This is a genomic window from Thioalkalivibrio sp. ALMg9 (assembly GCF_000380625.1).
Lineage (GTDB): Bacteria > Pseudomonadota > Gammaproteobacteria > Ectothiorhodospirales > Ectothiorhodospiraceae > Thioalkalivibrio > Thioalkalivibrio versutus.
Window position 1 is genome coordinate 339141 of the sequence record NZ_AQYC01000009.1, and the last position, 14622, is coordinate 353762.

11 protein-coding genes are annotated in these 14622 nt (G+C 67.6%); 7 read left to right on the plus strand and 4 right to left on the minus strand.

Features of this window, described 5'->3' with window-relative positions:
* Positions 1-25: 25 nt before the first annotated feature.
* From F792_RS0110715 to F792_RS0110725, 3 genes are read right to left on the minus strand one after another with little or no spacing between them, the layout of a single operon-like run.
* On the minus strand, positions 26-1606 hold the full coding sequence (locus tag F792_RS0110715) for a TolC family protein (RefSeq protein WP_018169595.1): 1581 nt from the start codon (positions 1604-1606) through the stop codon (positions 26-28).
* Positions 1599-4673, minus strand: coding sequence for an efflux RND transporter permease subunit (locus tag F792_RS0110720; protein WP_018169596.1), 3075 nt, complete (start codon positions 4671-4673; stop codon positions 1599-1601). Before F792_RS0110720 ends, F792_RS0110715 begins: the two co-directional genes overlap by 8 nt.
* A complete protein-coding gene (locus tag F792_RS0110725) occupies positions 4670-5890 on the minus strand; it encodes an efflux RND transporter periplasmic adaptor subunit (protein ID WP_018169597.1) in 1221 nt (406 codons plus the stop codon). Before F792_RS0110725 ends, F792_RS0110720 begins: the two co-directional genes overlap by 4 nt.
* Before the next feature lie 194 nt (positions 5891-6084).
* On the opposite strand from F792_RS0110725, the gene F792_RS0110730 reads away from it, so the two are divergent.
* The 6 genes from F792_RS0110730 (at position 6085) to F792_RS0110755 (ending at position 11864) form a co-directional block, all read left to right on the plus strand.
* Entirely contained in the window at positions 6085-6543 is a 459-nt protein-coding gene (locus F792_RS0110730; protein ID WP_038084862.1) for a TspO/MBR family protein, read from the plus strand.
* A gap of 84 nt (positions 6544-6627) precedes the next feature.
* Complete coding sequence (locus F792_RS0110735) at positions 6628-7641, plus strand: ArsJ-associated glyceraldehyde-3-phosphate dehydrogenase (protein WP_018169599.1); 1014 nt, start codon at positions 6628-6630, stop codon at positions 7639-7641.
* A gap of 7 nt (positions 7642-7648) precedes the next feature.
* Entirely contained in the window at positions 7649-8884 is a 1236-nt protein-coding gene (gene arsJ / locus F792_RS0110740) for an organoarsenical effux MFS transporter ArsJ (RefSeq protein WP_018169600.1), read from the plus strand.
* Between the two features lie 141 nt (positions 8885-9025).
* The gene (locus F792_RS0110745) at positions 9026-9214 is read left to right on the plus strand and encodes a YqaE/Pmp3 family membrane protein (protein ID WP_018169601.1); all 189 of its coding nucleotides are present in this window, start codon (positions 9026-9028) and stop codon (positions 9212-9214) included.
* Positions 9215-9332: 118 nt separating this feature from the next.
* Complete coding sequence (locus tag F792_RS0110750; protein WP_018169602.1) at positions 9333-11558, plus strand: S8 family serine peptidase; 2226 nt, start codon at positions 9333-9335, stop codon at positions 11556-11558.
* Between the two features lie 87 nt (positions 11559-11645).
* A complete protein-coding gene (locus F792_RS0110755) occupies positions 11646-11864 on the plus strand; it encodes a hypothetical protein (RefSeq protein ID WP_018169603.1) in 219 nt (72 codons plus the stop codon).
* Between the two features lie 19 nt (positions 11865-11883).
* Here the strand turns inward: F792_RS0110755 and F792_RS0110760 are convergent, their stop codons facing one another.
* Entirely contained in the window at positions 11884-12762 is an 879-nt protein-coding gene (locus F792_RS0110760; RefSeq protein ID WP_018169604.1) for a LysR family transcriptional regulator, read from the minus strand.
* Between the two features lie 447 nt (positions 12763-13209).
* On the opposite strand from F792_RS0110760, the gene leuC reads away from it, so the two are divergent.
* The gene (gene leuC / locus F792_RS0110765) at positions 13210-14622 is read left to right on the plus strand and encodes a 3-isopropylmalate dehydratase large subunit (protein ID WP_018145862.1); all 1413 of its coding nucleotides are present in this window, start codon (positions 13210-13212) and stop codon (positions 14620-14622) included.

A 14622-nucleotide genomic window follows, 5' to 3' on the forward strand; every position in this document is an offset into this window, starting at 1 on the left:
GGCGCCGGGTCGTGTGCAAGCCGGCTTACAGACGGATCTCCACGCGTTCGGCGCCGGGGGCGTCGATGCCGCGATGGAGCAGCAGGGTGCCGCTGGCGTTCAGCAGTTCGGTGGTGAGCTGACGGAAACGCACGACCGTCTCGGTCAGGTTCAGGCGGCTCTCCAGCAGGTCGCGCTGGGCCTGGGAGACGGCCAGCGCGGTCCCGGCGCCGACGCGGAAGCGCGTCTGTTCCACCCGCAGGAGTTCTTCCTGCAACTCGACGGTCTCTTCCTGTGCCTGAATCTGTTCGCGGATGCGGGCGGCGTCGAACCAGGTGCCGCGCACATCCTCGATGGCGAGTTGCTCCAGGTTGGCCAGGGTTTCCCGGATCTGCTGGCGGGTCAGCCGGGCCCGGGTGTGTTCGGCCTCGGCGGCGCGGTTGCCGATCGGCATCTCGAAGCGCAGGCCGGCCGCCAGGTCGTAGCCGTCGCCCTGGCGGTCGCGCCAGGTGCGGCTGAAGCTGTCGGCGTAGCCCGACTGGCCCAGGGTCACGAAGAAGTCCAGGCGCGGCAGCAGGCCGTTGCGGGTGCGCACGACCTCCAGTTGGTCGCGCTGGACCCGCAGTCGCGTTTCGTTGAGATCGGCGCGATGGTCGCGGGCCAGCGCCACGTAGGCATTCAGGGGTTCCAGCGTGTAGCGTTCCAGGCCCGGCTCGGAGCTCGCCTCGAGCCGGGTATCCCACAGGCCGCCGTCGCCCTGGAGCAGTCGCGCGAGGCCGTCCTGCGCGCGGGCGCGTTCGGCGCGGGCGTCGATCAGGCCCTGACGGCGCAGCGCCACCTCGGCACGGGCCGACACGGCCTCGGTCTCGGGGCGGTCGCCGGCGGCGATGCGCCGCTCGGTCTGGTCGAGCTGCTCGCGGGCCACGGCCAGGGCCTCCTCGAAGATGGCGATCCGTTCGTCGGCCAGCACCAGATCCCAGTAGCGTCCCTCGACGTCGGTGATCAGCTGTTCGACGAAGCCGCGGACCTCGTACTCCGAGGCCTCCACGTCGAGGCCGGCCTGGCGCAGGCGCACCAGGTTGGACTCGATACGCCCGCCCCGGAGCAGGGCCTGGGTCAGGCTCAGGCCCGCGCGGGTGGTGAACTGGGGTGCCTCCACGCGCGAGCTGGAACTGCGCGAGCTGCGTACGGAGACCGTCAGGTCCGTGCCGGTTGGCAGCGACTGGCTCAGGCCCGCCTCGCCAAAGCGCCGGGTAGTGGTTACTTCATCGGTTTCTCCGATCTGTTCCAGCTGGCGCACGCTCTGGTCGCGGCTAATCTCCAGCTCGGCAAACAGCTCGGGGTCGAACACCGCGCGTTCCTGCGCCTCGAAGGTGCCCTGGATCGCGGTTTGCAGGCGCTCGGCGCGCAGGCCGCGGTTGCCTTCCAGCGCGCGGGCGACGGCCTCCTCCAGGGACAGGGTCTCTTCCGCCACCGCCTCGCGTTCGAACGGCCGGGCGTCCGTCAGTGCCTCCGCGGGCAGGGACAGGCGCAGCCCGTCGGAGGCATCCGGCGCTTCAGAGGCGTGGGCCGGGAGGGCCAGCGCCAGTGCGAGCGCGACGAGGAAGGGCAGGGGAGTTCTAGGCATGATCCGTGGCGACTCGGTAGACGGGTTGCGGGTGCTCGCCCCGGCGGTGGAACAGCAGGTAGAGCGTCGGGATCAGCACCAGGGTGATCAGGGTAGACGAGAGCAGCCCGCCGATCACGACCCGGGCCATCGGGGCCTGGGCCTCGCCGCCGTCGCCCATGCCGATGGCCAGCGGCGACAGCGCCAGGATGGTGGTCAGCGTGGTCATCAGGATCGGGCGCAGGCGCTCGCCCGCGGCGGCCACGATGGCCGCTTGCAGTTCCATGCCGTCTTCGCGGTGGCGCCGCGCCATGCGGTCCACCAGCAGGATCGCGTTGTTCACCACGATCCCGACCAGCAGCAGGATGCCGATCAGCGACTGCACGTTGAGCGTGGTGTCGGTGATCAGGAGTGCGCCGGTTACACCAATGATCGCCAGTGGGATGGAGAACATCACGATCAGCGGGTCGCGCAGGGACTCGTACAGGCTGGCCATGACCATGTAGACCAGCAACGTCGCGAGCAGGGTGCCCAGGAGCAGTTCGGAGAACGCGGCTTCCTGCTCCTCGATGTCGCCGGTGACCGAGAAGTCGATCTCCTCCGGCAGCGGGATATCGGCCAGCGCCGCACGCACGTCGGCGGCGACCTCGCCCAGCGAGCGGTCGCCGATGTTCACGAACAAGGTGCTGATGCGCGCCTGTTCGCGGCGCTGGATGCTGTCCGGGCCGATCGCCGTATCGAACGTGACCAGGCTGCGCAATGCCACGCGTTCGCCATCCTCGCTGCGCACGGTCAGGTTGAGGAGGTCGTCCAGCGAGCTCCGGTCGGCGTCGCGTAGTTGGACCCAGATGCGCGTCTCGTCGCCGCCCGCGCGCAGCTGGCCGGCGCCGGAGCCGCCCAGGGCGGTTTCCAGGGTCTGGGCGATGGTGCGCACGTCCACGCCGAGGTCGGCGGCGCGGTCGCGGTGGATGCGGGTGGCGAATTCCGGCTGCCCGCCGTCGGAGCCGACGCGGGTGTCGGTGACGCCGGGGACGTCCGCCAGCGCGGTCTCGAAACGCTCGATGACGGCGTTCATCGTGGGCAGTTCGAAGCCGCGGACCTCGATGGACAGGCTTTCCTCGTCGGCGCCGCGCCCGAAGCCGCGGAAGAAGATCCCGCTGGAGGCGCGCACGCGGATCTCGACCCCCGGCGGGCTGCCCAGCGCGTCGCGCAGGGCCGCGGCGATCTCTTCGGAGGAGCGGCTGCGACTGTCGCGCGAGCCGACCATCACGCGCATGTTGCCGGAGGCGGGCGAGGAGGCGCGGAACGCCGAGGCGCCGGAGCTGGAGACCAGGTTTTCCAGTTCCGGGACCTCGTCGTGGATGATCGCCTCGAGGCCGGACATGGTGGCGTAGAGCTCTTCCAGGGGTGTGCCGGGCTCCATGGCGACATGCACGCGCAATTCGCCTTCGTCGGTGGCGGGCAGGAATTCCGTGCCCACGCCGCGCAGCCCCGCCAGGGCGATCATCAGCAGCAGGAGGCTGATGCCGATGACCATCCATGGCTGGGTCAGGGTGCGTCGCAGCACCCCCTGGTAGCGTTGCTCCATGCGCGCGAGGGCACTGGTGTCACGCTTGGGCATCGGGGCGCGGGCCATCAGCATCGGGACCAGGGTCAGCGCGACGATCAGCGAGCCTGCCAGGGCAAAGGCGACCACCGCCGCCAGCGGCTTGAACAGCTGGCCGGCCAGTTCCTCGGCGAAGAACAGCGGCAGGAAGATCGCCACGGTGGTCAGGGTGCTGGCGACGATGGCGGGCGCGACGCGCCCGGTGCCGCTGATGGCGGCCTCGGCGGCGGTCTGCTCGGCATGTTCCTCGCGCCGTCGCGCGATGCTCTCGATCACCACGATGGCGTTGTCCACCATTAGCCCCACGCCCAGCGCGATCCCGCCGAGTGTCATCAGGTTCAGCGAGTAGCCGCCGAAGTAGACCAGGCCGAAGGTGGCGATCACCGCCAGCGGGATCGCGGTGGCCGCCACCAGCGTGTAGCGGATGTTGCGCAGGAACACGAGCAGCACCAGCACGGCCAGGGCACTGCCGTAGAGGATCGACCGACCGACGTTGGTGATGGAGTTGCGGATAAAACCGGCCTCGTCGGTGACGGCGCGGATGTCGATCTGGGGGAAGTCGCGGTTCAGGCGCACCAGTTCGGCGTGGACCGCCTCGGAGACCTCGACGGTGTTGGCGTCGGCCAGCTTGCGCACGGCGAGCTGCACGCCTTCCTCCTGGTTGACCCGGAACCGGCGGGTAACGCGCTGGTGGGTGTCGCGCACGTCGGCCACCTGGTGCAGGTAGGTCACACCGTCCTCGCTGCGCTGCACGATGGTGTCGCGGACCTCGTCCACCGAACGGAACTCGGCCGGGGTGCGCAGGCGGTATTCGCGGCGCCCGTCCATGATCGGGCCGCCGGGGGTGATCACGTTGGCGTCGCGGATGCGGTTGCGCAGGTCGTCCAGGCCGAGGTCGATGGCCTCGATGCGTTCCGGGTCCACCTCCACGCGGACCTCGCGCTCCAGGCCGCCGAAGGTATCCACAGCTGCCACGCCGGGGATGCGTTCCAGACGCGGGGCGATACGGTTGTCGATCAGGGTGCGCAGGTGGATGGCGTCCAGTTGCGAGCCGATGCCCAGACGCATGATGGGCGAGTCCTGGGTGTCGAACTGGCGTACCAGCGGGCGATCGGCGTCATCGGGCAGGCGGTCCTCGATGCGCGCCAGGCGATCGCGCAGGTCGTCCACCGCCTGGCGGATGTCCGTGCCCCAGGCAAAGTTGATGCGGACGTTGCTGTTGCCCTCGGCGGAGGTCGAGCGGATCTCCTGGGCACCGGTAATGGCGGCCGCGGCCTGCTCCACCTGGCGCGTGACGAGTTGTTCGACTTCCTCGGCCCCGGCATTGGGGTAGGACGTCATCACCGTGACCACCGGGTAGGTGATATTCGGCAGCAGATCCACCGGCAGGCGGGTCAGCGCGGTCAGGCCGAGGATCACCACGATCAGGGCTACCATGCTGGTCAGCACGGGGCGGTGGACCGTTACGCGGGCCGGATTCACGGGGTGTCCGACTCGGGTGTGTCGTCTCCACCCGGCACGTTGCGCGGGTCGGTCACGCGCAGCGGGGTGCCGTCCGCGAGCAGGTGCTGGCCGAGCACGACGACCTCGGTGCCTTCCGGCAGCTCGGGTTCCAGCAGTTCGACCCAGTCGCCGTCACGCACGCCGGTAACCGCCTGATGGCGGCGGGCCTGCGGGCGTTCGCCGCTGCGGTCCACGCTGAACAGGGTCGGGCCGGCCTCGCGCTGGATGATCGCGTCGCGTGGGATCGCCAGGACGGCGTTGCGTTCCCCCAGGGTAATGGCGGCCTCCACGAACATGCCCGGGCGCAGCTGGTCGCGTTCGTTGGGGATCTCCACCTCGACCCGCGCCTGACGCGACCCGGGCCGGAATTCCGGGGCGATGCGGGCGATGGTGCCGGCAAATCCGGCGTCCGGATAGGCGGCAGTGTAGACCTGCGCCCCCTGGCTCGGCGACAGCCGGCCGTAGTCGGCCTCGGTCACGGCCAGGATGGCGCGCACCGGCTGCAGCCGGACCAGCGCCAGTGCGGTGTCGTTGGCGCTGATGACCGTGCCGGGATCCACGTGGCGTTCGGCGACCCAGCGGGTGCTGTCGGCCGTACCCGCCTCGATGCGGGTGTAGCTCAACTGGATCTCGCGGGTGCGTAGCGCGGAACGCCGCTGGCGGATCTGCGACTCGGCCAGGGTGACGCGCGTCTGTGCCAGGGCGAGTTCGGTTTCCGCGGCCTCCAGCTCCGAGCGCGACGCGATCCCCTGGTCGCGCAGCTTGCGGGTGCGCTGCAGTTCGCGCCGGGTCGCATCGCGGCTGGCCAGGGCCTCGGCCAGGCTGGCCTCGGCGACTTCCAGCTCCGCCGCGGCCTGGGCCACGTCCTGCTCGAATTCCTCGGTATCCAGCTGCAGCAGCGGATCACCGGGCTCCACGCGGTCGCCCAGATTGACGAACACCTCGGCAACCCGCCCGCCCACGCGGGGGGTGATCTCGATCCGGTCGGCGCCCTCGATGCTGCCGGTGAAGCGCCGCCGTTCGACCAGGTCGCGGGTCTCGATGCCGGCAATGGCGACTGCGACCGGGCGGGTCTCGCCGCCGCCCGGACGACCGGAAGGGGCCGCGTCGTCTTCCGGCCCGAGCAGCATCCAGGCGAGGATGCCAGCGGCCAGGAGGAACAGGAGCGCGGTGATCAGTGTGGCGGGGCGGGGCATTGCAACTCGCTTGTGTGCCGGGTGGTCAGGTTAGAGTGTCGCGTGGCTGACTGAATCGTGCATGAATTCCGTTCGGAATCCGGCGCCGATTCGATGAAGCCCGGACTAGGACCCCCGAGTACAAGGAGAATTCCGTGACGACATCCGATTCGGCCCGTTCCCCGCGCCCGCGGCGGCGCTCCTTTGCCATGGACATGCTGGGTCTGCTGGCCTGGATGGTGTTGGTCTTCGCTGTGGCGGGATTGGGTGGCTGGGCAACCAGTCTCTCGGTGGGCGACTGGTATCCGACGCTGACGCGCCCGCCGCTGAACCCGCCGGATGCGGTGTTCGGCCCGGTCTGGTCCGTGCTGTTCGGCCTGATGGGCCTCGCCGCCTGGCATGTCTGGCGGCGCGTCGGCCTGACCGGCGCCCCGATGGCGCTGGGGCTGTTCCTGGCCCAGCTCGCGCTGAATCTCGGCTGGTCGGTGCTGTTCTTCGGCGTGCAACGCCCGGATCTGGCGCTCGCCGAGATCCTGATCCTGTGGCCGCTGATCCTGGCCACCCTGATCGCTTTCTGGCGGATCGATCGTGTTGCCGGCGCGCTGCTGGTGCCGTACCTGTTGTGGGTCGCCTTCGCCATCTACCTCAACGCGGGGATCGTCTGGCTCAACTGACGAGCCGGGTCTTCAGCGGTTGGGCGTCATGCGGTTGTCATTTGGGCGGGGTATGCTGACGCGATTTTTCGCGGGAGGGGCTCCATGGCGGTGCGCGTCGGTATAAACGGGATGGGGCGGATCGGTCGCTTGGCCCTGCGCGCGGCATGGGACCGGGACGACATCGAGATCGTGCATCTGAACGAGGTCGCGGCCGACGGGACCGTCACTGGCCACCTGCTGGAGTTCGACTCGGTGCACGGGCGCTGGGGCCGCGAGCCCGAGGCCGCAGCGGACCAGATCCGGATCGACGGGCGCGAGCTGCGCCACACGAGCCTGGCCGAGCCGGCGCAGGTGCCGTGGAGCGAGTCGGACGTGGACATCGTGATCGACGCCACTGGCGCCTACCGCACCATGGACACGCTGGAGCCGCATTTCACCCGGGGCGCGAAGCGCGTGGTGGTCGCGGCGCCGGTGAAGGACGAGCGCGCGCTGAACGTGGTGATGGGTGTGAACGACGCCGCTTACGATCCCGCGAAGCACCACGTCGTGACGGCTGCCTCCTGCACCACCAACTGCCTGGCGCCGCTGGTCAAGGTGCTGCACCCGGCGCTGTCGATCCGCCACGGCACCATCCTGACCGTCCACGACATGACCGCCACCCAGTCGCCGGTGGACCTGCCGCGCGACAACCTGCGCCGGGCTCGTGCGGCCGGGCTGAACCTGATCCCGACCACTACCGGCTCGGCGAAGGCGATTGGCGACATCTTTCCCGAACTGAACGGGCGTCTGAACGGCCATGCGGTGCGCGTGCCGTTGATGAACGCGTCGCTGACGGATTTCACCTTCGAGGCCGCGCGCGAGACGACGGCGAAGGAGGTCAACGGCCTGCTGCGCGAGGCGGCGAACGGTGATCTGAACGGCATCCTCGGCTACGAGGAGCGCCCGCTGGTCTCCAGCGATTTCCGCACCGACCCGCGCTCGTCCATCGTGGATGCCCAGTCGACCATGGTGGTCGATGGCACGCAGGTGAAGGTGCTGGCCTGGTACGACAACGAGTGGGGCTACGCGAACCGGCTGGTCGAGCTGGTCGCCCGCGTCGCCAAGCTCGGGGTTTGAGGCCGTCGTGAGCGGCACGGCCGACCAGCCGAACCCGGGCGGGCCCCCCACCCTGGGGCTGGGCGCCTACGCGCGGATCACCGCGAACTACTGGGCGTTCACCGTCACCGACGGCGCGATCCGCATGCTGGTCGTGCTGTTCTTCCACCAGCTTGGCTACAGCCCGCTGGAGATCGCCTTCCTGTTCCTGTTCTACGAGCTGTTCGGGGTCATCACCAACCTCACCGGTGGCTGGCTGGCCGCGCGGCTGGGGGTGAACACCACCATGATCGGCGGGACGCTGCTGCAGGTGGCGGCCCTGCTGATGCTCACGGTGCCCGAGGCGTGGCTGGGCGTGGCCTACGTGATGTTTGCGCAGGCCCTGTCCGGGATCGCCAAGGATCTGAACAAGATGAGCGCGAAGTCCGGCGTGAAGCTGATCGCCGGCGACAGGGAGGGGCGGCTGTTTCGCTGGGTGGCGGTACTCACCGGCTCGAAGAACGCGCTAAAGGGGGTCGGCTTCTTTGTCGGCGGGGCGCTGCTCTACAGCGTGGGCTTCCAGATGGCGCTGGTCATCCTGGCCGGGATGCTGGCGCTGGTCATGCTGTTCTCGGTGGTCGGACTGCCGCGCGGGCTGGGGCGTGTCGGGGGCAAGCCGAAGTTCACCCAGATGTTCTCCAACTCCGCCGCGATCAACGTGCTCTCGGCCGCACGCTTCTTCCTGTTCGGCGCGCGTGATGTCTGGTTCGTGGTCGCGTTGCCGGTGTTCCTCAGCGCCACGCTCGACTGGAACCACATGCAGGTCGGCGCGTTCCTCGCGCTGTGGGTGATCGGCTACGGCATCGTGCAGGCCTCGGTGCCGCGCCTGCTGGGCCGGGGCGGGGTGCATCCGACCGGACTCACCGCGCGCCTGTGGGCGTTCATCCTGATGCTGCTGCCGATCGCCATTGTGATCGGCCTGGAGGTGGGCCTGGACCCGGCCTGGGTGCTGATGGTCGGACTGGGCGTGTTCGGCGTGGTATTCGCGATCAACTCGGCCGTCCACTCCTTCCTCATCCTTGACTACGCCGAGGCCGACCGCGTTGCGATGAAGGTGGGCTTCTACTACATGGCCAACGCTGGCGGCCGCCTGGTCGGCACTGTCGCCTCCGGCGCCATCTTCATGGTCTGGGGCCTGGAAGGCGCCCTGATCGCTTCCACCTTCTTCATCTTCGCCACCTGGATGATCTCGTCCCTCCTCCCCCGCGAAGCCGCCCGCGCCTGAGAACCGAATCGGCATTCTCCAACTTGGAGCAGCTGGGTCCGTTGTCGCCTTGCCTGCTATGTCGGATTTCTTTACGGTGCAATGGTCTGTTGTGTGACGGATATCACACTTTTGATCAAGATTGCGTACCAGGGAGGTCCCATGCGATTGCTTCTTGCCTTTTTTCTGCCGTGGTTGCAGATGTTTACGATTGGTCGACCGTTCTCGGGCATCCTCTGCCTGTTGTTGCAGCTCACCATCATTGGATGGATCCCAGCTGTGATCTGGTCGGTGTACGCGTTGAACCAGTACAAGACGGATAAGAAGATCCGGGCAGCAATAATGAAGTAGTACACAAGGCCCGGCGACGAGGTGTGAGTTCGCCTTGTCCATTGCCTATTGCCCGGACTTCACCGGGCATCTTTCTGTTTTTCACGTTGGGGGATCAATGACTCTTTCAGGGAGAAGTGTGTTCTTTGCTGGGGTGGCGGCTGCGGGGCTGGCGCTGACCGGCTGCGGTGGCGGTGGTGGCGGCTCCTCCTCCTCGAACGTGAAGCCGGAAGAAGACACTTACGTCAACGTTACGCCGGCCGTTCAGCAAACCACGATCGAAGACGGGGAAGACGCACTAATCGCGGTGATTGATACGGAATTTCGCACCAGCCATGAAGAATTCGAAGGCCGGATCGAGACCTCCTATAACCGTCAGACCGCCGGCGAGGATGTAACGGCATCGGTGGACGACGAGGATGGTATTCCTGCCTATATGCACGGGACGCCGGTGGCCGCCCTCGCCGCCGGCAACACCTTCGGTGTGGCGGGCAATGGGAAGCTCGCCCTGTTCAAGGCGGGTTCCGGCGGGTCTGTTCGGAGGAGCTATCTTCAGGAGGGCATGAAGTGGTCGGCCGAGCAGGATGCCCGGGTGGCCAATCTGAGCTTTTCGGGCGGCCTCAATGCCCTGAACGATGCGGACACCGCGGACGCACTGGCGAGCTCGGTGGAAATGGAAATGCCGGATGGTAGCTTCGAGCGTCTTGGAACGGCGATCGTGATTGCGGCCGGCAACGAAGGCGAGAGCGTTACGGATAACTTTGACATGGAGAAGGCCACCGACGATGGGCTGCTGTCGGTGCTGGACCAGACGCTGATTGCGGTCGGGTCGGATGAATGGGAAAAGCATCCGGCCAGTAATTATCCCGGCGCGGACGAGGATCTCCAGGCCCGTGCACTGGCGGCACCGTTTGTTGCGCAGTCCGCTTCGAATACGAGCGATGACGCCACGGGCACGTTTGGCGGAACCTCCATCGCCGCGCCCCAGATCGCGGGCATGGTGGCCACGATCAACTCGCAGTGGCCGCACATGTCGGCGAAAGAGACCACGGGGCTGCTGCTGGATACGGCAGACCAGGGTTCCGAGCTGTTCGAGAAGAACGATTGCGGCCCGGACGAGAACCTGAATTGCGGGAACTACTACCTCGGTCAGGGGCACGCGGACCTGGAGGAGGCGTTGAAGCCGCAGGGCGAAACGGCCATCGCGTCCAGCGGAAAGGTGGAAGACGGCGGCCACGCGCTGTCCGAGACGCAAGCGACGTGGTCCTCCAGCTTCGGCGGCAGCTTCGACACCGCGGCGCTGGAAGGGGTCGTGGGATTTGATGACCTGGGCCGGGACTACCAGCTGGACCTGTCCAGTCAGAGTCACCCGGTTATGGCCTATGGCCAGCGCCTGGCGGGTCGAGTGCAGAAGATCGCCACGGCCGGCCTGAACCCGCGCCCGATCACCAATGAGGTCGCCCCGGGGTTGTCGATGACCAGTCATCACACGACTGGCGGAATGATGGGGGCGAGTGAAGTGCGCCTCGATACCGGAACGGTCGAGCTGGCGGCATTCGGCTTCCACCAGGGTGAAACGGCCCTCATGGACCCGTGGACCCCGGAAAACGGGATGGCGATGCTGTCCGATGGTTCGGGCGGCCTGTCCCACTTGCTGAGTCAGGGTGCGGGCTTCGCCGCCACCTTGTCGATGACCGACCGTGTAGCGATGGATGTGGGCCACTGGGCAGGCTCGGCCAAGCGCGACGAGGACAGTCTGTATAACGGCTACCGTCAGGCCCGCACTGATGTCGCCATGCGCTTCGATGCGACCGATGCGCTGGAACTGGAAGTCGGCTACGGCCAGCGCCACGAACAAGGCGGCCTGCTGGGCTCTCGTGGGTACGGCGCCCTGTCGCTGGGCGACCGCTCCACCATGGGCCTCATGTCGGTGGGGGCGAACTGGTCCATGGGTGACTACTTCGGCTTGATGGCGCGCTATGAGCGCGGCCAGGCAGATGTGGCCGGCGGCCCGGGGATGATCCGCTCCATTGACGGCCTGACCACCGAGCAGTCCGCATTGGGCCTGACTATCGAGCGGGATCAGCACGAAGCGGTGTTTATGGTCAGTCAGCCGCTGCGCGTCACCGCCGGCACCGCGAACCTGGATGTGCCGGTGGGTCGGGACGTCGAGGGCAACGTGATCCGCGAACAGCGCAGCGCCAGCCTGGCCCCGAACGGGCGTCAGCAGGATGTCGAGCTGGGCTACGCCTACGCCCCGAGCGTGGATAGCCGACTGAACGTGAACCTGCTGTACTCCAACAACCCGGACCATCAGGATGGTTCCGACGTGGCGGGTGTTGCCACCTTCTCCAAGCGGTTCTGAACCATGACGATGCGCACACTCACCTGCAACCGGGCGGCCCTCGTGGCCGCTCTCCTCCTCCCTCTTGCGGCCTGTGCCGGAGCGGACATGAACGCCGACCCCAACATCCACGGCTACCAGTACGATGCCGAGGGCAACCCGGTCGCGGCGTTCGTGTTCCAGGGCTTCGATGAACGCGATTGCGCCCAGTACAGCCTTCGTCCGCTTCAGGAGGATGCCGTGGCGGTCGCCGCGATGTTCGTGTGGGACGGGGAACAATTCGTCCTGGACCAGGACGCGTGCAAGCCGGGGGCGACGCCTCGATGAAGCACTCGTCTTGAAAGCGTTAACGGCCCTCTAGCATCAGAATCATTGACTTTATTGATTGGGAGCGGTAGCGGTCGGCGTGGCGGACCCAGCCGAGGTGGCGGGTAATGGGCGCGCCGGGCCAGTCGAGTACCGCGAGGTCAGCAGTGGCCATGGTGCGGGGCAGGAAGCCGATGCCGAGGCCGGCGGTGATCATCATGCGGATGACTTCGAGGTAGGGGCTTTCCTGGGCGGCGGTGGGGTGCAGGCCCTGCGCGGCCAGCGCCTGATCGATCTGGCGCCGGGTGGTGGAGTCGACCGGTGGCAGGATCGTTGGCCAGTCATGCAGGCGTTGGAGCGTATCCAGCGGGGTATCCTGGGCCCGGTTGCGGGCGGTCATCGGGACGAGTGCGTCGGTCCAGACCGTGTGTGCTTCGGCGCCCTTCGGTAGTTCATCGGGCAGGGTAGCCAGGGCCAGATCGGCGTCGCCGTGCATTACGGCCTCGATGCCCGCCTCCGAATCCATGAACGCGAGTTCCAGTTCCAGCTCCGGGTAGCGCTCGCGCAGGGCCGACAGTGGCGTGGGCAGGCGGTGCAGGGCGATGTGGTGCGAGGTGGCCAGGCGGATGCGGCCGCGCACCACCTGGTCGAGGTCGGCGACCTGCTGCTCGATGGCGCGCAGGCGGGCGAGGATTTCGCGGGCCTCGGGCAGCAGGCGTTCGGCGACCTCGGTCGGCCGTACACGCCGACCCTGGCGCTCGAATAACGGACGTTCCAGCGTGGCCTCCAGCGACTGGATGCGCTTGCTGATGGCGGGCTGCGTCAGGTGCAGCCGTTCGGCCGCGGCGGAGAAGGCGCCGGTGTCGACGACCGCGACGAAGGCCTGCAGGGATTCGACACTCAGTTGTTCTGGGCGCATCCGTGTCTCTCCAGTCCCCGCGTGAGATAATGGTCCGTTCGATGGTCGGGCTCGGCATGACCCGGCACCTATATAACCGCATGGAATGATACGGATAAGAAATCGGATTTGAAAGAATACCGGGGCGGGCCCAGACTCTAGATCAACGGGCGTCATGAAACGACGTCATTGCGAGGAGCCGAAGGCGACGCGGCACAAAAGCGCTAAGCGCGTTGAACGGCCGCAGGCCGGCCCGAAGGGCGAGCGCAGCGAGTAACCTCCTGAAGCTGGCAGAGCGCCAGTACCGGGATCGGGTGGTTTCGGACGGAGGTTGCTTCGTCGCTACGCTCCTCGCAATGACGGTGCCAGTTGGCGACGCGGTGCAAGGGCGAGCCTGTATAGCGCCGGTGGATCGTCGGCGGTGGGACGCAAGAACGATAGAACGCGGCACGGCCGCGGGAGTAGGTAATGGCTGGCAAGACCCTGTATGACAAGTTGTGGGAGGCGCATGGGGTGCGCGAGGAGCCGGATGGCTCGACGCTGCTCTACATCGACCGCCACCTGGTGCACGAGGTGACCAGTCCGCAGGCCTTCGAGGGGCTGCGGCTGGCCGGGCGCAAGCCATGGCGCGGCGATTCCGTGCTGGCGGTGCCGGATCACAACGTGCCCACGGAGAACCGCGACCAGGGGATTGCGGATCCGGTCTCGCGCATCCAGGTGGAAACACTGGAGAGCAACGTCACGAGCCTGGGGCTGAAATTCTTCCCGATGGCGGACGTGCGCCAGGGCATCGTGCACGTGATCGGCCCGGAGCAGGGCGCGACCTTGCCGGGCATGACCGTAGTCTGCGGCGACTCGCATACCTCCACGCATGGCGCGCTGGGCGCGCTGGCCTTTGGTATTGGCACCTCCGAGGTGGAGCATGTGCTGGCCACGCAATGCCTGTGGCAAAAGAAGACCAAGGCCATGCAGATCCGTGTGGAAGGCGCGCTGCGCCCGGGCGTCACCGCCAAGGACGTGGTGCTGGCCATCATCGGCCGCATCGGCACCGCTGGCGGTACCGGCTACGCGATCGAGTTTGCCGGCTCCGCGATCCGCAGCCTGTCGATCGAAGGCCGTATGAGCGTCTGCAACATGTCGATCGAGGCCGGGGCCCGTGCGGGCATGGTCGCGGTGGACGAGAAGACCATCGAATACGTGCGCGGCAAGCCGCAGGCGCCGACCGGCGAGATGTTCGAGCGGGCGGCCGAGTACTGGCGCACGCTGGTCTCCGACCCGGATGCCGAGTTCGACGCGGTGGTGGAGATGGATGCCGCCGAGATCGCCCCGCAGGTCAGCTGGGGCACCTCGCCGGAGATGGTCGCGCCGATCGACGGGCGGGTGCCGGACCCGGCGGCCGAGTCCGATCCGGTGCGCGCCGAGGGCATGCAGCGGGCGCTGGAGTACATGGACCTGAAGGCGAATACCCCGATGACGGAGATCCGTCCGGACAAGGTGTTCATCGGGTCCTGCACGAATTCCCGGATTGAGGACCTGCGCGCCGCCGCCGAGGTGGTGAAGGGCCGCAAGAAGGCCGACAACATCAAGCTGGCGATGGTGGTGCCGGGCTCCGGGCTGGTGAAGCAGCAGGCGGAGCAGGAGGGGCTGGACCGCATCTTCCTGGATGCCGGCTTCGAGTGGCGCGAGCCGGGCTGTTCGATGTGCCTGGCGATGAACGCCGACCGCCTGGAGCCGGGCGAGCGCTGCGCCTCGACCTCGAACCGCAACTTCGAGGGCCGTCAGGGGCAGGGCGGGCGCACGCATTTGGTCAGCCCGTCGCTGGCCGCCGCGGCGGCCGTCGCCGGGCACTTCATTGAACCGTCCGCGTTGAAGGAGGCGTAA